Below are 20,336 nucleotides of genomic sequence, written 5' to 3' on the forward strand. Positions count from 1 at the left end.
GATGCGGCAGCGCACGGTGCCGTTCCCCAAAGACACGAGGCTCACGTGAAAAGGGTTCAACTCGCAGCGGTCGGCTGGGCCGGCGCCGGCGTCGCGCTCGTCCTCCTCATCGGGCTGCTCACGGTCGAGTGGTGGATGACGCCGCTGCCCGCCTCGGGCTGGGCGGCGGCCGCGGCGTACCTCCTGGTCTCGAACGTGCTGCTGGTCCGCGGCCTCCAGCGCCGCCGCACGGAACGCTTCGGCCCCGCCAACATCGTCACCTCGATGCGCTCGACGCTGGTCGGGCTGGTCACGGGACTGGTGGTGGCGTCGTTCAGCGCGGCGGTGCCCGTCCCGCTGCTGGTCGGCCTGGTCATCCCGGCCCTCGCGCTCGACGCGGTCGACGGCTGGGTGGCGCGGCGCACCGCCAGCACGAGCGAGCTGGGCGCTCGGTTCGACATGGAGGTGGACGCGTTCCTGCTCCTGGTGCTCAGTGTCTACGTGGCGCCGGTGCTCGGGCTCTGGGTGCTCGCGATCGGGGTGCTGCGGTACGCGTTCGTGGTGGCGGGGTGGCTGTTGCCGTGGATGCGGGCGACGCTGCCGTACCGCTACTGGCGGAAGGTGGTGACGGCGTACGCGGGGGTGGCGCTCGCGGTGGCGTGCACGGGGGTGCTGCCCGCGGTCTCCGCGGTGCTGGTCGCGGGAGCGCTGCTGCTGCTCGGGGAGTCGTTCGGGCGGGACGTGCTGTGGTTGGTGCGGGAGCGGATGCGGGAGGGCCGCACTGTGCCGTTGGAGAGGTGACTCTTTGGCGGCCATTTCTACGAAATAAGGATGGCCATTTCTACGAGACAGTAGTGGCCATTTCTACGAAACAGTGGTGGCCATTTCTACGATCGACACGCGACGAAATCGACATTCCGCTGATACCGTAAGGGTTATGGCGCTGATCGACCGGAACGTCTTCACCTTCGCTGACTCCATTGCCGGAGCCTTCCCGGCGCTCGTCATCCAGGGTGCGCGTCAGGTAGGTAAGAGCACTCTTGCCGGCCAGCTCGCTCGCGGCAGGGATGCGCAGATCCTCACGCTCGATGACGAGCAGACCCGGGCTGCAGCGGTCGAAGACCCGACCGGTTTCGTCGAACAGAATCCTGACGGCATGCTCGTGATCGACGAGATCCAGCGGCACCCCGAGCTCACACTCGCGGTCAAAGCTTCGATCGACCGTAATCGGCGCCCTGGTCGATTCATCTTGACCGGTTCTAGCGACCTTCTCCGCTCACGACGCGCGACAGACAGTCTCGCGGGGCGCGCGATATCCGTCTCGCTGCGATCGTTCTCGCAAGGGGAACTCCACGGAAGGAGGGAGGATTTCGTCCGGGCCGCTCTCGGTAGCGCACTCAAGGCGACTGTGAAATCGGAGCTGACTCGCAACGATTATGCGCGGATGATCGCCTCTGGCGGTTATCCGGATGCGCACGACCGGACCGCCCGGCTTCGTAGCATCTGGTTCGACGGTTACGTCGATCGCCTCGTCCGTCGCGATGCTCGCGAGCTCATCAACATCACCGACCCCCACCGGTTGAAGAGCCTGCTCCGCCTTATCGCGGCGAACCAGTCCGGCGAGCTGGTCAAAGCACGATTCGCTCAGGACGCCGCTATCCCTCCGACCTCGATCACGGCCTATCTCGACACGTTGGAGATGCTGTTCCTCGTGGATCTCCTCCAGCCCTGGTCGCCTAACCTCACCTCTCGCGAGACGGGGCGAGCGAAGGCGACGATCTCGGACTCCGGTCTCGCCTCCCGGCTGTCACGCGTGACCGAGGGCCAACTCACGCCGGTCGATGGGAGTGCACACCACATCGGCGCCCTCATGGAGGGGTTCGTCGTCGGTGAGCTCTTGAAGCAGCAGACCTGGTCCGACGAAGAGTTCGAGCTCTTCCACTACCGGACGAAGAGCGGGGTCGAAGTCGACATTGTGATCGAGTTGGCCGACGGCAGCGTGCTGGCGATCGAGGTCAAGTCTGGGAGCACCTTCAAGACCGATCATTTCCGAGGGTTGCGCTATCTGCGCGACAGGCTCGGAGATCGATTCATCGCGGGGATTGTTCTCAACACGGGTCGGACGGGGTACCGCTATTCCGACCGGCTGTGGGGTCTTCCGGTCGCTTCGTTGTGGGAGCTTCCGGTCTGACGACGGCCGCCTACCAACCTCTCTGGTCGGCGTCATCTAGGCTGGCCCTCACACCCACCCCTCCCCGAAAGGCCCCACCATGCCGAACCCCATCGGACGGGCGCTGCGCGATCGGCGTGCCGGCCACGACAAGGTCGTCTGGCTGCGGGACGGGTTGCAGGCTCCCGAGTCGTTCGTGCTGACCAGCCCGGCTTTCGCCGACGGGGCGCCCATCCCCGCGCAGTACCGCGGACGGCTGTTCGGGCAGGACCTGTCCCCGGCGCTCGAGTGGACGGCGCCGCCCGTCGCCGCCGAGGAGCTGGTGCTCATCGTGGAGGACCCGGACGCTCCGCGCGCCGAGCCCGCCCTCCACACCATCGCGCGCGGCATCGACCCGACGCTCGGCGGGCTGCCGGAGGGCGGCCTCGCGCGGAAGGCCGCAGCGCCCGGCATCGCCTACGGCCGGGGGTCGCTCGGCTCCCGCGGCTGGCACGGGCCGATGCCGGTGCCGTCGCATGGGCCCCACGCCTACGTCTTCCAGCTCTTCGCGGTGGATCGCCGGCTGGACCTCCCGGCCTCGTTCGGCCTGGACGACGTCGTGCGCGCGATGAGCGGTCACGTCATCGCCCGCGCCCGGCTCGACGGCACGTACGAGAACCCGTAACGACGAGAACGCCCCCGCCCACGAGGGGCAGGGGCGTCCGCGCTCCGACGGCTACTGGTCGTCGTGGTTGATCGATCCCGGGGCGATCCCCGGCACGTCGTCCGGACCGTAGATCTTCGCGTCACCCGGGTAGGGCGACGTCCAGTGCTTGGTCTGGTACCAGGTGTAGCGGTTCATCAGCAGCGGGTTGTCGTAGTCCGGGATGGCCGGATGGCCTGCCGTTCCGGTGAAGTGCTGCTTGCCTGCCCATTTCTGCCACTCGGCCGCGACCGACTTCTCGGACGCGGGCACGGCGGTGTCCTTCTCGGCCTGGGCATTCACCGCGGCGGCCGCGGCTCCGGTCTGGCCGAGGGTGTCGAAGCCGCACGCGGGCTTGGTCGCCACGCCTTCCGTCAGCGGGATCTGGTTGGGGACCGCGGTGTACGGCGTCAGGTCCGGCTTGTTCGTGAACGCGTCGACCATCGGGGTTGCCGCGGCGATCTTCTGGTTCAGCGGCTGGGCGCCGAGGATCTGCTCGATCGTGCGGACCATGCTGATCTGCGAGTAGTAGGTGCTCACCGTCTTGCCGTGCGCGGCGTACGGGCTGATGACCTGGATGGGCGCGCGGTGTCCGTCGACGTGGTCGGCCGAGTCCTGGCTGTCGTCCTCCGCCACGAAGATGGCCGAGTCCTTCCAGTACGGCGAGTGCGAGATCTCGTCGACGATCTTGCCGAGGGCGAGGTCGTTGTCGGCGACCATCGCCTTCGGGTCGGCGGTGCCTCCGGTGTGGTCGCTGGAGAGCCAGACCATGTTGAAGTTGGACGGCCCGTTCTTCTCGAAGTCCTGCTTCCAGGTCTCGTACCGGTAGATGTCGGGCACCGCGAGGTCGAACGGCGCCGCGTTCGGGTCGGAGATCGCGTTCAGCGACGGGATGACCGAGCCGGCGTTCCACTTGATGGACGGGTCGAAGAGCTGCGCGGCCGAACCGCCGCCCATGACGCTCGTGGCGGCGCAGTAGTACTGCTGCCAGGTCGCGCCGGCCGGCTTGCCCTCGCCGTACTCGAACTCGCCGAAGTTCTTCGCGCTCTTCCCGGCGGACTGCACCGAGTTCCAGAGGAAGCCGCTGCGCTGGTGGCCCAGCACATCCTCCTCGGTGTCATAGGAGCGGGTGTACTCTCCGGCACTGGTCTGCGTGTAGGCGGTGTTGTCGCCCTGCATCAGCCAGTTGTGGCCCTCGGCCGAGTTCGTCCCGATGTCGTACGTGTTGTCGTACAGGCCGAACTGGGAGGCGAGGGCGTGCTGGTTCGGCGTTACCGTCTGGCCGAACTGGGTCAGCGACGGGTCGCCGTTGCCCTGCTTCATGTCGCCGTAGAGCTGGTCGTAGCCGCGGTTCTCCTTGACGACGAGGAACACGTGCTTGATCGCCGACGGGTCTCCCAGCCGCTTCGGGATGGCCACCGACGCGTTATCGCTCTGGTCGCCCTGGGCCTGCTTGAGGGAGTTCTCGGTCCAGCCGTTCTGCGCGAACACCTGAGCGGTCGCCTTGCGGATCGCCTGGTCGCTCGGCAGCGCGAACTTGGTGAGCGACGCCGTGGTCGAGTGCGTGCCGTGCCCGGTCACCACCGGGACGCCCGCTCCCTTGTTGACCGTGATCCCCGGTCCGCGCGCGTCGATCCCGCGCGTGTTCGTGACGACGATCGAGCCGTTCACGGCTGCGACGTTCTCGGGGTAGTAGTCGGTCGGCAGGAGGCCGATGAGGCTCGCGGGGTCGCGCGGGTCGGCGGGGTCGACCTTGTAGACGGCGATCGCGTTGGCGTTGCCGAGGGACACCAGCAGGTGGTCGCCCTGCAGGGTGACCGCGGTCGGCTGGTACCCCGTCTTGGACGACGCCCACGGCTGGGTCGCGATCGTCTGGACGACGGCGCCGGAGCGCGTGTCGATCACCGAGACGGTGTCGCTGTTCGTGTTGGCGACGTACAGCGTCGTGCCGCTGAGGTGCATCGCGGTCGGGTGGAGCTGGACCGGGATGGAGCCGACCGCGGCCGACGGGTTCGCCGTGTCGATGACGCTGACCGTGCCGGTCGTCGACGTGCCGAGCGTGGTGTCGGCGGGGACCTGCGTGCCGTACGAGCCCATCGTGGTCTCGCCGGGGAGGGCGTAGCGGCCGCCCTCGTTGGAGACGTAGAGCTTGCTCCCGACGAACGTCAGCTGGCGCGGCGCGATACCGACGGCGACGGTCTGCTTGATCGTGGCGGCGGCCGGGTCGATCGCGACGACCGTGTTCTGGCCGTTGACCGCGGCGTACAGGGTCGAGCCGTCCGGGGAGAAGGTCATCCCGGCGGTCAGCGCCTCCTGGCCCGCGGCGGAGTTCGGGATGGGGATCGCGGTGCCGGCGCCGAGCGAACCGTCTGCGTTGAACGGGTACCGCACGATGCCCGTCGCGACCGGAGCGAACAGGAACTTCCCGTCCGGCGAGAAAACCGGGCCCTCCTGGCCGACGGTGCCGTCCGAGATCTTGAGGTATTTCATCGAGCCGTAGCCGGCGTTGGACGCCGCGGTCGCGAACGAGGTCGCCGAGAGCGTGCCCGCCGCCGCGACCGGCTTGTAACCGTTGAGGTCGAAGACCTGGAGGTCGACGGAGCGGTCGGCGCTGGTGCCAACGAGGAAGCGGCCGTCGGGGCTGACGGTCGACCCCATGAGCTTGCCGAACGGCGTCATCAGGCGCGTCCCGGCCGGCTGGAGCAGCTGGTCGGACGAGATCTGCTCGCCGCCGGCGTAGTTCACGCCGACCTGCTGGTTTCCGAAGGCGAGGGTGGAGGCGGTGGCGATGCCGCCGCCGAGGACGACGAGCGCGCAGGTCGCCGCGGTGACCGCGAGGACGCGCTGCCGGGGCGTGAGGGAGGAGAAACGGCGCCTGCCGGATTTCTGGCGCCGGGGGGTGTTGCGAGGCATGGGGCGAGACCTTTCCCGAAAGTGGAGGAGCTGAGAAGGCGAGGGACCTCATAGCGAGGTCACAGACAAGACACTGGTTGTCCCTCGTCGGGGGGTCAACCAAACGGTTCATGAATGCGAGGTGACGGCCGACGTGCGGTGCCGGGCGTGTCGGCGGCGGCATCCCAGACGGCGGGCGCGAAGCGCAGGTGAACGCGGGCCGGGCGGTGGGCGGGTCGTCTGTCAGGACTCTCAGGTGCCCGCACCGCCTCCTGCGGTGGGACGATGGCGGCATGGACAATCTGGAGACCGCCGAGGACGCCATCCGCCGGGCACGCGCGAGCCTCGCGTCGGCCGCGACGGCGGGAGGCGCTGCCACCGCCGCCTGGGCCGAGCCGCTGCGGCTCGCGATCGACGCGATCGAGAGCGCCATCGCCGAGCTCAGCGAGCTGCGCGATCCGCCGCTGGAGAGCTCAGGGGAGACCGGGCCGGACGCCTCCTACATCCGCTGAGCGCTGTCATCCGCTGAGCGCTGTCATCCGCTGAGCGGACGCCCCGTTCAGCCGCCGAGCGCGGCGACGACGGTCTGCGCGTCGCCCCAGTACTGCGCGTAGTAGCCCGGGTCCGCGTTGACCTGCACCGCATGTGCGGCCTCCGTCGGCGTCATCGACTGCCAGCCGGGGAGGCGCGCAAGCTTGCGGAAGAAGTTCGTCTCCGCCGTGTACGGGTCCATCCGGTCGGCGAGGGTGCCCCACGCGCCGTTGTCCCGCTGCTGGAAGAGCCCGCGGCTGTCGGGGCCGGCCGCGTCGCCGTAGTCGAGGTTGCGGAGGCCGGACTCGCCGATCGCGGTCATGACCCCGATGGTCTCGCCGTACTGCCCGACGCCCTGGTCGCGGGCGGCCTGGAGGATCGTCGCGGCCATCGCGAGCTCCGGCGCGCAGAACCCGGCGACCGGTCCCTTCGGCACCGCGCGGCCGGCCACCGTGGTCGCCGTCGCGTCGGCGCACGGCGCGGGCAGGGCGGCGACGATCGCGGGCGCGGACACGAGCCGGGAGGCCGCGAACAGCCCGCCGGCCACGACGAGGGTGGCCACGAGGAGGGCGACGACCGCCTTGCGCATCCCGCTCCTCCCGCCCGCTCGCCTCGCGCGGACGTCCCACGCGGACCACCACCCTAGGAGCGCGCGCTTTGCGCCCCCTGAGCGCCTCCTGACCAACCTCTGGACGCTCCACCGCCTGGTGAATCCGTTCTGCCTCTTGCGCTCGGAGGCCCCAGGGCATTCCATCCGAGGAGAGGCGTCGGACGACAGGAAGGGCACCATCATGTCGAGCACCATCACCTCCGGCGGGATCGACGTCCGCACGCTCGCCGCCGCGCTCGCCGACCGGGTGGACGGGGAGGTGCGCTTCGACGACGGCAGCCGCGCCGCCTACTCGACCGACGCCTCCAACTACCGGCAGGTGCCGATCGGCGTCGTCATCCCGCACACCGTGGAGGCCGCGGTGGAGGCCATCGCCGTCTGCCGCGAGTTCGCCGCCCCGGTCTTCAGCCGCGGCGGCGGCACCAGCCTCGCCGGCGAGTGCACCAACCACGGCGTCGTCATCGACTGGAGCAAGTACTGCAACCGGGTGCTCTCCCTCGACCCCGATGCACGCGTCGCCGTCGTCGAGCCCGGCATCGTGCTCGACGACCTCAACGCGCTGCTCGCCCCGCACGGCCTCCAGTTCGGCCCGAAGCCGGCGACGCACTCGCACTGCACCCTCGGCGGGATGATCGGCAACAACTCGTGCGGCTCCAGCGCGCAGGCCTACGGCAAGACGGACGACAACGTGCGCCGGCTGGAGGTGCTGACCTACGCGGGCGACCGGTTCTGGGCGGGGCCGACCTCCACGGCGGAGTTCGAGCGCATCCAGCGCGAAGGCGGCCGGGTCGCCGAGCTCTACACCGCGATGCGCGATCTCGCCGAGGAGGACGGCGACCTGATCCGCGAGCGCTACCCGCGCATCCCGCGCCGGGTCTCCGGCTACAATCTCGACTCGCTGCTGCCCGAGGCGGGTTTCGACGTCGGCCGGGCGCTGGTCGGCTCGGAGTCCACCCTGGTCACCGTGCTGCATGCCGAGCTGGACCTGGTGCCGCTGCCGCCGGCGCGAACCTTCCTGATGCTCGGCTTCCCGAGCATCGAGGACGCCGCCGACGCCGCCCCGACGATCGCCGAGCACGACCCGCTCATGATCGAGGGCATCGACAGCGTGCTGGTGAACGACCAGAAGACCAAGCGGCAGAACGTGGAGGCGCTGCACCTGCTCCCCGCGGGCGACGGCTGGCTGGTCTGCGAGTTCGGCGGCGACAGCAAGCACGAGTCCGACGCGAAGGCGCAGCGGACGGTCGCCGCGCTGCGCGAGCGGGACGTCGTGCCGGACGACCGCGTCTTCGACGATCCCGCGCAGCAGAAGGAGATCCTGGAGGTGCGCGAGGCCGGCCTCGGCGCCACCGCCTGGATGCCCGGCCGGCCCGACACCTGGGAGGGCTGGGAGGACGCCGCCGTGCCGCCGGAGCGCCTGGGCGACTACCTGCGCGACTTCGGCCGGCTCCTCCACGAGTTCGGCTACGAGAACGTCTCCCGCTACGGCCACTTCGGGCAGGGCTGCGTGCACTGCCGCATCCCGTTCGACCTGGTGACGGAGGAGGGGATCGCCCACTACCGCGCGTTCATCGGCCGCGGCGCCGAGCTGGTCGCGCAGTACGGCGGGTCGCTCTCCGGCGAGCACGGCGACGGTCAGGCGCGCGGCGCACTGCTGCCGATCATGTTCGGCGAGGAGGTCGTCCGGCTGTTCGAGCGGTTCAAGGCGCTGTTCGACCCGTACGACCGGATGAACCCCGGCAAGGTCGTGCACCCGTACCTGGCCACCGAGAACCTCCGGCTCGGCGCCGGCTACGGCCCGAAGGTCGACGTGGAGCTGCACTTCTCCTACCCGAACGACCGCGGGCAGTTCGATCGTGCCGCCCTGCGCTGCGTGGGCGTCGGCAACTGCCGCAGCCACAGCGGCAACGTCATGTGCCCGTCGTTCCGCGCCACGAACGAGGAGGAGCACTCCACCCGCGGCCGGTCGCGGCTGCTCTTCGAGATGCTGGAGGGGCAGTACCGGGAGAGCCCGATCGCCGACGGCTGGCGCTCCACCGAGGTGAAGGACGCGCTCGACCTGTGCCTGTCGTGCAAGGGCTGCAAGACCGACTGCCCGGTGAACGTCGACATGGCGACCTACAAGGCCGAGTTCCTGTCGCACCACTACGCGGGGAGGCTGCGCCCGGCCGCCCACTACACGATGGGCTGGCTGCCGGTCTGGGCGCGGATGGCGAGTGTCGCTCCGTCCCTCGTGAACCGGCTCGCCCGCCTCCCCGGCGTCGCCCGCGTCGCGAAGCGCTTCGGCGGCGTGGAGCCCGACCGTCCGGTGCCGCGGTTCGCGCCGCAGCGCTTCACCGACTGGTTCGCCGCCCGCGCGCCGGCGCCTCCCGCGCCGCTCGGTGACGTGATGATCTGGCCCGACACCTTCACCGACAACTTCCACCCGTCCATCGGACGCGCGGCGGTGACGGTGCTGGAGGACGCCGGCTACCGCGTCGTCCTGCCGCCGGGGCACCTCTGCTGCGGGCTGACCTGGATCTCGACCGGGCAGCTCGCGACGGCCGGGAGGATGCTCGCGCACACGGCGGCGGCGCTCGCCGCGGCGCTGGGCGACAGCGTCCCGCTGGTCGGGCTGGAGCCGAGCTGCCTCGCAGTGTTCCGCTCCGACGCGCCGGAGCTGCTCCCGGCCGACCCGAACGTCGCCGTGGTCGCTAAGCGGGCGACCTCCTTCGCCGAGCTGCTGCAGCGGACGCCCGAGTGGTCGCCCCCGCACGTCGGCGGCCGCGCGGTCGTGCAGCCGCACTGCCACCAGCACGCGGTCGGCGGCTTCGGGGCGGACCAGGCCATCCTCGACGCGGCCGGCATCGAGACCGACACCGTGGAGGGCTGCTGCGGCCTCGCGGGCAACTTCGGCTTCGAGGCGGGCCACCTCGATGTGTCGGCGGCGGCCGCGGAGCACGCGCTGCTGCCGGCCCTCCGGGAGGCGGGCTCCGACGCGCGCGTGATCGCCGACGGCTTCAGCTGCCGCACGCAGGTGGAGCAGCTCGCCGACACTCTCGGGCCGGGTCAGCGACCCTTGCACCTCGCCGAGGTGCTCGCGCTGCAGCTCGGCGAGCGCCGTGGCGTCCCTGTGCGCGTCGACCGTCCAGGCCGCGCCGCCGAGCGCATCCCGGCGGCGGCGGTCGTGCGCGCGCTCGCTTCCGACCGGGTGCGGCAGCGCTCGTGAGCGGAGGCCGGTCGTCCCGGGCTCCCAGACCAAGGCGGGGACGAGGTCCCGAAACACTCGTCCCCGCCGCCTGGTCGCCCCGACTGGCATCGCCACAGTGCCGCGGGGAGGTCGGCGTTTATGCGCAGTGTCATCCGATATGCGCAGAAAGTCGATGCCCGAACCGCGGATTCGCTAGCATCGTGGCCATCCGCGCACGCGAGCAGTGGGAGGTCCGATGACCGTGTTCCGTACCGTCCTGGAGGCGACGGGTGGCAACAACGTCGGCATCGTCGTGCCGGAGGAGGTCGTGCTCGGTTTCGGCCGCGGCAAGCGCGTGCCGGTCATCGTCACCATCGACGGCGGCTACACGTACCCGAACACCATCGGCGTGATGGGAGGCCGCTACCTGGTCTCGTTCAACGCCGCGACCCGCAAGGCCACCGGCCGCGGCGCGGGCGACGAGGTCGAGGTCGAGCTGGTCGCCGACCCCGACCGCTGAGCCAGCGGCTCAGACCGCAGTCAGGGCCTCCTGCGCCTGGCTCGCCGCCTCCGCCGACGGCGCCGCCAGCGCGCGCCGCGAGCGGGCGAACAGCACCGCGCCGAGGGCGAAGCACAGCAGCTCGGTGACGGTCATCGACCAGATCACGCCGGTCATCCCGAACAGCGCGTTGGCCGCGAGCACGATCGGCACGAACAGCACGCCCTGCGCGACCGACATGATCGTCGCGTTCCGCATCTGCTCGGTGGCTTGGAAGACCGCGATGATCAGCCCGGTGAAGCCGTTGAACAGCGTGGAGACGAGCATCGCCGTCAGGATGAGCGTGCCGTCCGCGATCACCGACGGGTCCGCACTGAACAGGGCGAACACCTGGTCGCGGAACAGGAACACCACGGTCGAGAAGACCGCGACGATCCCCGCGATGGCGATCGCGCTGCCCGTGATGGCGGACTTCAGTCTGGCGTGGTCGCGGGCGCCGAAGGCGTAGGCGAAGAGCGGGATCGCGCCCATGAAGACGCCCATCGCGATCATCTCCGGGAGCTGCGAGATCCGCAGGGCCACGCCCATCGCGGCGAGCAGGGAGGCTCCGTAGCCGATCGCGATCCAGTTCATCACCAGGGTGGTGACGATGAGGAACGACGACATCAGCAGCTCGGAGACGCCGACGCCGAACACGGTCGTCAGCATCGTGCGGTCGGCGCTGAAGTGGCGCGGCGCGAGCGAGATGGTCTCGCTGCGGCGGGTGAGCCACCACACGTAGTAGCCGACTGTGACCAGGTTGGAGAGCCCGAGCGCGATGCCGGCGCCGAGCACGCCCCAGCCGAGGACGAGGATGAACAGCACGTCGAAGACGAGGTTCGCGACGGTGGAGGCGATCAGCCCGGTCATCGACGCGACGGCCGCGCCCTCCGAGCGGACGAGCTGCTCCAGCGCGAAGGCGGCGACGTAGACCGGGGTGAAGGCGAACATCGCGCCGATGTACAGAGCTGTGGGCGCGAGGGCGGCGCCGGACGCGCCGACCGCGACGGCGAGGGGCGTCGCGAAGATCAGCCCGAGCACGCCGATGACGGCGCCGGCGAGCAGTGCGCCCCAGAGCGTGAACGCGGAGACCTGCTTGATGCGTTCGGCCGCGGCCGCGGGGTCCGCGTCCTCCTGGTCCTGCGACCCGAGCAGCCGCGACACATAGGTGCCGCCGCCGACGCCGAAGACACCGCCGATCGCCATGAGCAGCGCGAAGACCGGCAGCGAGAAGGTGAGCGCTGCGAGCAGCGGAGTGGAGTGCAGCGAGCCGACGAAGCCGGCGTTGATGATGTTGTAGACGCTGCCGATGGAGAAGCCGGCGATCATGGGCACGCAGAGGTGCACCAGGGAGCGCCAGATGGGCGCCGAGGCGAGGTAGTTGCGGTTCGAGGACATGACGGTACCTCCGTTCCGTGAACGGCTTTCTGAAGTGGGTGAAGTGAAGGGGAGGGGTCAGCGACGCGAGCGTGGGCCGTTGCCGGGAGGCCGACCGGCCGAGGGGTCGGCGGCGACGACCTTCTCGAGCAGGCCGAGGAGCTGGTCCTGTTCGCTGTCGTCGAGCCCGGCGAACAGCGTGCGCTGCTCGGCGGCCATCGACTCGTCGAAGCCCGCCACGACGCGCGCGCCCTCCGGGGTGACCCGGACGACCTTGATGCGGGCGTCGGTGGGGGAGGAGGTGCGGGTGACGTAGCCGCGCTCCTCCAGCCCCTGCAGGAGGCTGGTGACGCTGGCGGCGGTGGTGCCGGACATCTCGGCCAGCTCGCGGGCGATCACGTCGCGATCCTGGTGCTGCTCGAGGTAGCCGAGCGTGAAGGCCTGCTGCCGGGTGAGCCCGCTGTCGCGCACCCACTCCTCGGCCGCCGCGCGCCCCGCGAAGGCGACGGTGCGGACGAGCTCGGTCAGTCGCTCGGTCTTCGATGTCATAGTTAGAACTCTAATAGTTAGAACTCGAACTGTCAAGGACGGAGCGGGAGGCGGCACTAGGGTGAGCCTGACGATCGACGAGGACCTCATGGACGTGCCCATCCACACCCTCCGCTACTTCTGCGTGCTCGCGGAGGAGCTTCACTTCGCCGCGGCGGCGGCCCGGCTCAACATCGCGCCGCCGTCGCTCAGTCAGGCGATCGCGCGGCTGGAGTCGACGGTCGGGGAGCCGCTCTTCGAGCGCACCTCGCGGGCGGTGCAGCTCACCGAGGCGGGGGAGGCGCTGCTCCCGCACGCGCGGCGCGCGGTGGAGGCGCACCGCGACGTCATCGACTGGATCGGCGCCCGGCACAGCACGCCGGCCCCCGTCCTGCGGATCGGCGTGGTGGCCGCGGGCGCCGGGCCGTTGACCTCGCGGGCGATCGCGAGCGCTGTGCAGCGTATCCCGGGGCTCCGGCTGGAGATGCGCAAGGTCGGCTTCTTCGACCCGCAGGTGGAGCTCACGGCGGGCCGCGTGGACGCCGTGTTCGCGCCTGCCCCGTTGAACGTGGACGAGGAGCTGGTCACCGCGACGCCGCTCTGGACGGAGCCGCGCGTCCTGGTCACTCCGGCAGGCCATCCGTTGGCCGGGCGCGACGCGATCGGCATCGACGAGACACGCGAAGAGACGTTCGTGGCGGTGTCGGGCGGCGATCCGCGTGCCGTGGCCTGGTGGCTGGTCGACCCGCGGCCGGACGGCAGCCACCCGCGCGTCGGCCCGGTCGCGCAGGACATCGACGGCATCCTGGCGCTGGTCGGGGCCGGGATGGGCGTGAACATCGCGGCGGCGTCGGCGGCCACGCACTACCGGCGTGCGGAGCTGGCCTTCGTGCCGATCACCGACATCGAGCCGGCGACCATCCTGCTCTGCACGCGCCGCCGCCGCGAGCCGGTCGTCGCCGCGTTCGTGGAGGTCGTGGAGGCCGAGGCCCGCTCCGCCCGCCCCTGAGCCTCCGATTGCCCCTCGGCGTCAGCCGGGTGGGCGGAGGGAGGGGATGGTGCCGTAGGTGGCGGCGCGCTCGCGGATGATCTCGGCGAACGGACGCTGCCGCGCGGCGGTCTCCTGCACTTCCGCGAAGTGGTCGCGCTTCTCGGCGGGCGTGAGCACCGACTGCGACCTCCCGGCCTCCGGGAACAGCGCGCGCACGCGGCCGTCCTCGACCACCAGTTCGCCCGCCGCGCCGCAGGTCGCGCACTCGATGCCGTCCGCGCGGATCACCACCGCGTCCAGGTGGCACAGCGGACACACGCCCGGCGAACCCCGGTAGCTCGCGTCCTCGTACGCGACGCCGGCCTGCGCGGCCACCGCCCGGCCGAGCGAGGCCGCCCGGGCCAGGGCCGCGTCGTCCAGCACGATGGAGGACGGCCCTCCCGCTCCTGCGAACACCGCCTGATCCACCACCGCGATCTGCATGGAGGCCGTCAGCGTGTGCATGAGCGGCAGCGCGAGCGTCTTCCAGCGGTCGGGCAGCGACCCGCCGACCGCGATGAAGCCGGCGACGCGCGGGCGGAGCACGCGCTCGTCCACCGGGAAGTCCACGGCGATCTCCGCGCCGGACGCCCGCAGGCGCAGCAGTTCCTCGGTGAAGGCGACGTCGGCCTGCGGTCCGGAGATCTTGTCGCCGAGTAGGCGCAGCGCTCCGGGGACGGTCCGGCTGTAGATCGGGGTCGACACGATGAGCGCGTCGGCCTCCAGGAGCTGCTCCCAGAACCATCCGGCGTCGTCCGGCCCGGAGGCCGCCGCCGGGCCGCTGCGCAGATCGAGGTCGTCCACGCGCACCAGCCGCACCTCGCAGCCGGACTCCCCGGCCGCCCGCAGCGCCTCCGTCAGCAGGATGTCGGCGCTGCCGAGCGGGCTCGCACCCGCCGTGAGCCCGAGGAGCACGCTCATGCCGTCGCGACCAGTCCGGCCTGCGGCGGCCGCGCCCCGGTGATCCAGCCGACCACCGCGTCGTTGTCCGTCTCGTGCGTCGCCACGTCGGCGACCTTACGCCCGCGGTTCAGCACCACGATGCGGTTCGCGACCTCGAACGCGAGCGGGAGGTTGTGCGTCACGACCACCACGGCGATGCCGCGGCCGGCCATGCGCGTGATGAGGTCCGCCACCTGGCGGGTCTGTGCGTAACCGAGCGCGGCGGTCGGCTCGTCCAGGAGCAGCACGCCGCGCCCGCGCGCGGTGGCGCGGACGGCCGACCGGGCCAGCGCGACGACCTGGCGCTGGCCGCCGGAGAGCATCTCGACCGGGCGGGTCACCGGCGCCGTCGTGACGCCGAGGGCCTCCAGCTCGCGGGCGGCCTCCCGGCGCATCGCGCGCTTGTCGAGGAAGCCCAGCCAGCCGAGCGGGCCGCGGCGCACCGGCTCGCGGCCGAGCGTCAGGTTGGTCGCGATGTCCGCGGCGTCGACCAGCGCGAGGTCCTGGTACACCATCTCGACCCCGGCGTCGGAGGCGTCGCGCGGCGAGCGGAACTCGTGCGCCGCGCCGCTCACCTCGATGGTGCCCTCGGACGGCCGGTGCGCGCCGGACATGACCTTCAGCAGCGTGGACTTGCCCGCGCCGTTGTCGCCGACCAGGGCGACGACCTCGCCGGAGGCGACCTCGAAGTCGACGCCGTCGATGGCGCGGACGAACCCGTAGTTGAGGGCGATCCGGTTCAGGCGGAGGCCGGGGGCCTCCGTGGTGGTCTCGGGCATGTCAGGCCTCCTGCGCAGGGATGTGGGTGGTGGACGCGCCGTCGAGCGTGGCGCGCGGCGGCGGCGCGAGCCGGGCGGACACCGCGCGCGACATGATCCGCTCGAAGCCGAGCGCGAGCACCAGCAGCACGCCGGTCGCGATCGTCGCCCAGTAGGGCGCGATGCCGCGGATGATGAGCGCGCTCGCGATCGTCGCGATGATGAGCGCGCCGACGAGCACGCGCGGGAGGCTGCCGCGGCCTCCGGTCAGCGGCATCCCGGACAGCGCGACGGCGGTCAGCGCCGAGAACAGCAGGTCCGTGCTCGGGTTGGGCGAGGCCTGCGTCGTCGTGGCCATCACGAGGAGGCCGCCGATCGCCGAGCAGACGCCCGAGAGCACGAAGCCGAGGATGCGGTACCTGTCGGCGCCGATGCCGACCCGGCGCACGGCGTCGATGTTGCCGCCGACGCCGAGCAGCCGCCCGCCGGCGCGGGTCTGGGTGAGGAACAGCCAGCCGAGCAGGTAGACGATCGCGACGACGAAGATCGGGGCGGGGATGCCGAAGTACGAGCTGCTGCCCATCCAGCTCAGTTCGGTGACGCCGCTGATCGGCACGCCGGCGACAACCTGCGCGAGACCGGTCAGCACGGTCAGTGTGGCGATCGTCACCACCAGCGGATTGAGCCCGCGGAGCACGAGGGCGCCGTTCACGCTGCCGACGGCGATGCCGACGACGATCGCGGCGAGGATGCCGACCCAGGCCGGCGCTCCCGCTTTGATCACCACGGCCGCGACGACCGCCGCCATCGTCGCCGAGCCGGGGACCGACAGGTCCAGGGCGCCGCTGAGGATGCCGAAGGCGACCGCCGCGGCGAAGATCGCGGTGAGCGCGGCCGCGTTGGCGACCAGCGCCGCGTTCGCCAGCGTGAAGAAGTAGGGGGACGCCCAGAAGGCGAAGATCGCGACGAGCAGGATCCAGAGGACGATGATGCCGCGGTCGCGGAGGAAGACGAGGGCGCGCACGCCGGTGGCGCCGTCCCCCGCCGGCGCACCCGCGGGGGGTGCGACGGCGGGGACGGTGCCCGGCTGCGACGCGTGAGCGTCGTGGATGGTCATGGTGTGCGGTCCTTCCGGTTCACGCCATCACTTGGTGATGACGGTGATCGGCGTCGTGAGCTGCGTACCCTTCGCCGAGGGGTTCGCGGCGAGGGTGTGGAGCTGCTTGAGGTTCTGCATGAGGTCGGCCTGGAAGTCGAACGCGAGGTCGGCGTAGATCTTGCCGCTCTTGACCGCGGCCTGCGCCTCGGTGTTGCCGCCGGCGCCGACGACGCACGTCTTGGAGGCGTCCTTGCCGGCCTGGGTGAAGGCGTCGAGCCCGCCGAGCGTGGACTCGTCGTCGGTTCCTACCACCGTGTTCGCGTCGGGCGCGCCCTGCAGCGCGCTGGAGATGATCTGCTGCGACTTGAGCCGGTCTCCCGCGTCCTGCTGGTTGACGATCTTCGTGTTCGGGGACTTCGCGGCGAGGGTCTTCTTGAACTGCTCGTTGATGGCGCTCGTGCTCTGGGCGCCGGTCGGGCTCTGCAGGAAGATCACCTTCCCGTTGCCGCCGAGGTCCTTGTCGATGCACTCCGCCGTGAGGGTGCCGAGCTTGGTGCCGTAGTCGGCGTTGTCCACGTTGGTGAACGTGATGCCGGGCTGCTTCCCGCTGAAGCCGTAGTCCGACGGGATGCCGGAGGCGATGACGACGATGCCCTTCCCGGTGGCCTGGGACAGCACGGGAGCGACGGTCTTCGCTGCGGAGGGGATGACCCAGATCGCGTCGACCTGCCCGAGCTGCACCCACTGCTGGAGCTGCTGGAGCTGGGTCGACGGGTCGCCCTTCGGGTCGGCGGTGAGGACCTTGTCCCCTTGCGCGGTCGCGGCGGCGGTGAGTCCGTCGGCGAGGCCCTTGAGGGCGGGGACCTGCATGGTGAACGGCGAGAAGCCGATCCGGAGGGACTTGGTGGCGGAGCCGGTGGCTCCGGCGGAGCCGCTGGCCGGGTCTGCGGGCGAGCTCGCACTGCAGCCGGCGAGGCCGAGCCCGACGGTCACGGCGAGGGCGGCCGCGGCCAGCAGGGGTCGCCGCGAGCGGCGGGAGTTGGCTGTGTTGGTCATTGCGTGCACCTTTGCGTCGCGATCGGCACGGCTGCCGATTCTTTCGACGGTTTTAGCACGATCCGAACAGAAATGAAAGTAACTTTTGTGGAATGAAAGTTCATGAGGTTGCGCCTATCGCGCGGTAGGGAAGACGTACTGGCTTTCCGTCGCGCGAGCGCACAGGCTGCTGGAGACGCGACTCAACGAGGAGGTTGACCTGATGTCACTGGACGAGACCACGCGGTCCGATCACCCCCACGCCGGGATCCTGCCCGGCACCCCGAACCCGTTCTTCCTCGACAAGGGGGAAGGCGAGAAGAGCGTGGTGTTCGACACCCTCTTCACCGTCCTGCTCACCGGCGACGAGACCGAGGGGCAGTACGACGTCTTCACGACGGAAGGCAACGCCGGCGACATCATCCCGGCGCACATCCACCCGTACACGCACGAGATCTTCTTCGTCATCGACGGCGCCGTGCACCTCTGGATGGACGACGAGAAGGGGTTCAAGGACGACCGCGTCCTGCGGGCCGGCGCGTTCGGCTACGTGCCGAAGGGCACCATCCACGCGTTCCGGATCGAGTCCACCGCGCGGGTGCTGGGCGTCAGCTCGGGAGGCTTCGCGCGGTTCTTCCACGCGATGGGAACCCCGACCACTACGCCGGGCATCCCGCAGCCGTCGGAGTTCTACGTGCCGACGTTCGACCAGATGCGCGCCGCGGGCGAGTTGTACGGCACGGTGTTCCGGCCGGACTACAAATTCCTCGACGACTGAGCCCGTGGCCGGAACGACTGCGTCCGTGCCGACAGAGCACGACTTCTCCGAGCACGGTCTCCGCCTCGATCTTCACCTTCCGGAGGGGGCGGCCCCGCTCGGGACCCCGCCGCCGGTCGTCGTGTTCGTGCACGGCGGCGGCTGGCGGGCGGGGAGCCGCGACGTCTTCGTGCCGACGATGCGGGACGAGCCCAGCCCGTTCGCCCGCATCGCGGCGGCGGGGGTCGCGGTCGCGTCCGTCGACTACCGGCTGAGCGGCGATGCGGTGTTCCCCGCGCAGGAGGATGACGTCCATGCCGCGCTCGATTGGCTCCGCGCCCACGCGGACCGGCTCGGCGTCGACACCTCGCGCGTCGTGCTCTGGGGCGAGTCGGCCGGCGCGACGCTCGCCGCGCTCGTCGCTCTGGCGCCCGATTCGGGCGTCCGCGGGCTGATCGACTGGTACGGGCCGTCCGACCTGGAGGCGCTCGCCGCGGCCCTCGGTCAGTCGGACGACCCGACGACCCGGGAGGCCGGCTGGCTCGGGCATGCCGTGTCCGCCGACGCGGAGCGGGCCAGGGCGGCGAGCCCGCGGCATCGGGTCCGCCCCGGTGCGCCGCCGGCGCTGATCGCGCACGGCCTGGCCGACGCGGCGGTGCCGCCGTCGCAGGGCGAGCTGTTCGCCGCATCCCTGGCCGGGGTCGGCGCCGAGGTCGAGCTGACCCTCGTCCCTGGCGCCGGGCACCTCTGGCAGGGCGACGTGGACCGCGAGGCGCTGCTCGACGCCGCGATCGCGTTCTGCGTACGCGTGCTGGGCTGATCGTGGGGCGGTCAGGCCGAGCGCAGGCGCAGCGAGATGTCGGCGGCCGTGGCGCGCGCCTGCTCGAGCAGGGGGCCGCGCAGCGAGGTCAGGTCGTGGCGGGGTCGTGTTCACGGCGATGTTGATCGCCGCCGCGGGCCGGGCGTCGCGTCCGAAGACGGGCACGGAGACCGAGCGGAGACCGGGCGCGACTTCCTCGTCCTGCAGCGCGTAGCCCTGCTGCCGGATGGTCGCGAGCCGTTCCTCCAGTTCGCGCACCGAGTGGACGGCGTTCGGTCCGGCGGCGACGAGGTCGGCGCCGGCGTAGAGGTCGCGGAGCTCGGCGGGGGTCAGGTAGGACAGCAGCAGCTTGCCCATCGAGGTGAAGGCCGCCGGCAGCGTGGACCCGACCTGGATGTTGGCCGTCACCAGGTCGGCGTTGCGGATGCGCGCCAGGTAGAGCACCTGGTCGCCGAGCAGCACGCCGAGATTGACGGTCTCCCCGGTGGCCTCCGCGAGCTGTCGCAACGGCTGCTCGCTGAGCTGCACGAGGCTGGAGCCGCGGAGCGCGGCCGAGCCCAGGGTGAGGACGGCGACGCCGGGCTGGATCGTGCCGTCGTCGAGTCGCTCCAGGAAGCCGCCCTCCTCGAGCGTCGCGACGACCCGGAACGCCGTCGGCATCGGGATGCCGGTGCGGTCGCAGATGTCGCGCAGCTTGAGCGCGGTGGTCGACTCGTCGAAGAGACTCAGCACGTCGAGTCCCTTGGCGAGGGCCTCGATGCGGTAGCGGTTGCCGTCCGGAGCTTTCATGGAGTGAAACCGTATCTCAGCGGGCCGGGGATCGCAAGGCGCTCAGTCGACCCGGAAGACGCGCAAGTGCAGCGCGAGCATCCCGTAGTAGCCGACCAGCGTGCCGACCTCGAAGACGCCGGCCGCGCCGATCGCGGTCTCGGCCTCCCGCCAGCCGTCGTCGTCGAGGTCGCCGGCGAGCAGGGCGAGCGTCAGCCGGGCGATCGCGCCCTCCGTTCCGGCGAACCCGGCGATGTCGCCGTCGCGCAGGGCGGCCAGCTCACGGTCGAGCAGCCCGGCCGCGCGCCCGACGCCCTCGTGCGCCTCCCGCTCGAACGCGCTGTCCCAGTGCTGCGCGACGAGCAGGATGACGATCTCCCGCGCCCGATCGGGGAGGTCACCGCGGTAGCGCAGCGCCGCCCCGAGCGCCTGCACCGCGTCGCCCAGCGCGGGCGCGAGCAGGAAGGCGTTGAACGGTCCGCGCAGCGCGCCGTCCTGGGATGTGAGCGCGAAGTGCTGCGGACCCGCGGCGCGCGGGCCGCCCGCGATGGCTTCGTAGAGGCGTGCCTGGTCCGGGTCGAGCGCCTCGGGGACGAGCGCCGGGATGCGGGAGGTCATCGTCGTTTTCCCTCCATCGGTCGATCACTAATG

The 20,336-nt window shown here is 71.1% G+C and carries 18 protein-coding genes and 1 pseudogene; 9 read left to right on the forward strand and 10 right to left on the reverse strand.

What is annotated here, in order from left to right; translation table 11 throughout:
• Positions 1 to 45: 45 nt before the first annotated feature.
• From ABH923_RS13035 to ABH923_RS13045, 3 genes are all read left to right on the forward strand, one after another.
• A complete protein-coding gene (locus tag ABH923_RS13035) occupies positions 46 to 780 on the forward strand; it encodes a CDP-alcohol phosphatidyltransferase family protein (RefSeq protein ID WP_370055801.1) in 735 nt (244 codons plus the stop codon).
• Positions 781 to 916: 136 nt separating this feature from the next.
• Positions 917 to 2,170, forward strand: coding sequence for an ATP-binding protein (locus ABH923_RS13040; RefSeq protein WP_370055802.1), 1,254 nt, complete (start codon positions 917 to 919; stop codon positions 2,168 to 2,170).
• A 79-nt stretch (positions 2,171 to 2,249) separates the two neighbouring features.
• Positions 2,250 to 2,813, forward strand: coding sequence for a YbhB/YbcL family Raf kinase inhibitor-like protein (locus tag ABH923_RS13045; protein WP_370055803.1), 564 nt, complete (start codon positions 2,250 to 2,252; stop codon positions 2,811 to 2,813).
• A gap of 51 nt (positions 2,814 to 2,864) precedes the next feature.
• Here ABH923_RS13045 and ABH923_RS13050 read toward each other — a convergent pair whose 3' ends face one another.
• On the reverse strand, positions 2,865 to 5,744 hold the full coding sequence (locus tag ABH923_RS13050) for an alkaline phosphatase family protein (RefSeq protein WP_370055804.1): 2,880 nt from the start codon (positions 5,742 to 5,744) through the stop codon (positions 2,865 to 2,867).
• Positions 5,745 to 6,016: 272 nt separating this feature from the next.
• Between ABH923_RS13050 and ABH923_RS13055 the strand changes: the two genes are divergently transcribed.
• Entirely contained in the window at positions 6,017 to 6,235 is a 219-nt protein-coding gene (locus ABH923_RS13055) for a hypothetical protein (protein WP_370055805.1), read from the forward strand.
• Between the two features lie 47 nt (positions 6,236 to 6,282).
• Here the strand turns inward: ABH923_RS13055 and ABH923_RS13060 are convergent, their stop codons facing one another.
• On the reverse strand, positions 6,283 to 6,843 hold the full coding sequence (locus tag ABH923_RS13060) for a hypothetical protein (RefSeq protein WP_370055806.1): 561 nt from the start codon (positions 6,841 to 6,843) through the stop codon (positions 6,283 to 6,285).
• A gap of 202 nt (positions 6,844 to 7,045) precedes the next feature.
• Here ABH923_RS13060 and ABH923_RS13065 point away from each other — a divergent pair, with 202 nt between their 5' ends.
• Positions 7,046 to 10,072 carry an FAD-binding and (Fe-S)-binding domain-containing protein gene (locus ABH923_RS13065; RefSeq protein WP_370055807.1) on the forward strand — a complete coding sequence of 1,009 codons (3,027 nt, stop codon included), beginning with the start codon at positions 7,046 to 7,048 and terminating at the stop codon, positions 10,070 to 10,072.
• A 217-nt stretch (positions 10,073 to 10,289) separates the two neighbouring features.
• Complete coding sequence (locus ABH923_RS13070) at positions 10,290 to 10,553, forward strand: DUF1905 domain-containing protein (protein ID WP_370055808.1); 264 nt, start codon at positions 10,290 to 10,292, stop codon at positions 10,551 to 10,553.
• Between the two features lie 9 nt (positions 10,554 to 10,562).
• On the opposite strand, the gene ABH923_RS13075 is transcribed toward ABH923_RS13070, so the two are convergent.
• Both ABH923_RS13075 and ABH923_RS13080 read right to left on the reverse strand, forming a co-directional pair.
• Positions 10,563 to 11,969, reverse strand: a complete 1,407-nt coding sequence (locus ABH923_RS13075; RefSeq protein ID WP_370055809.1) for an MATE family efflux transporter — start codon at positions 11,967 to 11,969, stop codon at positions 10,563 to 10,565.
• A 57-nt stretch (positions 11,970 to 12,026) separates the two neighbouring features.
• Positions 12,027 to 12,497, reverse strand: a complete 471-nt coding sequence (locus tag ABH923_RS13080; RefSeq protein WP_370055810.1) for a MarR family winged helix-turn-helix transcriptional regulator — start codon at positions 12,495 to 12,497, stop codon at positions 12,027 to 12,029.
• A gap of 61 nt (positions 12,498 to 12,558) precedes the next feature.
• Between ABH923_RS13080 and ABH923_RS13085 the strand changes: the two genes are divergently transcribed.
• Positions 12,559 to 13,485, forward strand: a complete 927-nt coding sequence (locus ABH923_RS13085) for a LysR family transcriptional regulator (protein ID WP_370055811.1) — start codon at positions 12,559 to 12,561, stop codon at positions 13,483 to 13,485.
• Between the two features lie 21 nt (positions 13,486 to 13,506).
• Here the strand turns inward: ABH923_RS13085 and ABH923_RS13090 are convergent, their stop codons facing one another.
• From ABH923_RS13090 to ABH923_RS13105, 4 genes are read right to left on the reverse strand one after another with little or no spacing between them, the layout of a single operon-like run.
• A complete protein-coding gene (locus ABH923_RS13090; protein WP_370055812.1) occupies positions 13,507 to 14,427 on the reverse strand; it encodes a flavodoxin family protein in 921 nt (306 codons plus the stop codon).
• Positions 14,424 to 15,227, reverse strand: a complete 804-nt coding sequence (locus ABH923_RS13095) for an ATP-binding cassette domain-containing protein (RefSeq protein WP_370055814.1) — start codon at positions 15,225 to 15,227, stop codon at positions 14,424 to 14,426. Before ABH923_RS13095 ends, ABH923_RS13090 begins: the two co-directional genes overlap by 4 nt.
• A gap of 1 nt (position 15,228) precedes the next feature.
• Entirely contained in the window at positions 15,229 to 16,323 is a 1,095-nt protein-coding gene (locus ABH923_RS13100; RefSeq protein ID WP_370055815.1) for an ABC transporter permease, read from the reverse strand.
• A gap of 27 nt (positions 16,324 to 16,350) precedes the next feature.
• Complete coding sequence (locus ABH923_RS13105) at positions 16,351 to 17,361, reverse strand: sugar ABC transporter substrate-binding protein (RefSeq protein ID WP_370055816.1); 1,011 nt, start codon at positions 17,359 to 17,361, stop codon at positions 16,351 to 16,353.
• Positions 17,362 to 17,563: 202 nt separating this feature from the next.
• Between ABH923_RS13105 and ABH923_RS13110 the strand changes: the two genes are divergently transcribed.
• Together ABH923_RS13110 and ABH923_RS13115 are read left to right on the forward strand one after the other, a co-directional pair.
• A complete protein-coding gene (locus ABH923_RS13110; RefSeq protein ID WP_370055817.1) occupies positions 17,564 to 18,118 on the forward strand; it encodes a quercetin 2,3-dioxygenase in 555 nt (184 codons plus the stop codon).
• 25 nt (positions 18,119 to 18,143) lie between these two features.
• Positions 18,144 to 18,917 (forward strand): alpha/beta hydrolase fold domain-containing protein, encoded by a 774-nt coding sequence (locus ABH923_RS13115; protein ID WP_370057363.1) that lies wholly within the window; start codon positions 18,144 to 18,146, stop codon positions 18,915 to 18,917.
• A 114-nt stretch (positions 18,918 to 19,031) separates the two neighbouring features.
• Here the strand turns inward: ABH923_RS13115 and ABH923_RS13120 are convergent.
• Together ABH923_RS13120 and ABH923_RS13125 are read right to left on the reverse strand one after the other, a co-directional pair.
• Positions 19,032 to 19,706 (reverse strand): annotated as a pseudogene (locus ABH923_RS13120) (IclR family transcriptional regulator); the annotation flags it as partial.
• 42 nt (positions 19,707 to 19,748) lie between these two features.
• Positions 19,749 to 20,303 carry a carboxymuconolactone decarboxylase family protein gene (locus ABH923_RS13125; protein WP_370055818.1) on the reverse strand — a complete coding sequence of 185 codons (555 nt, stop codon included), beginning with the start codon at positions 20,301 to 20,303 and terminating at the stop codon, positions 19,749 to 19,751.
• Positions 20,304 to 20,336: the final 33 nt, after the last annotated feature.

The sequence above is a fragment of the Leifsonia sp. EB41 genome (assembly GCF_041262565.1).
Taxonomy (GTDB): domain Bacteria; phylum Actinomycetota; class Actinomycetes; order Actinomycetales; family Microbacteriaceae; genus Leifsonia.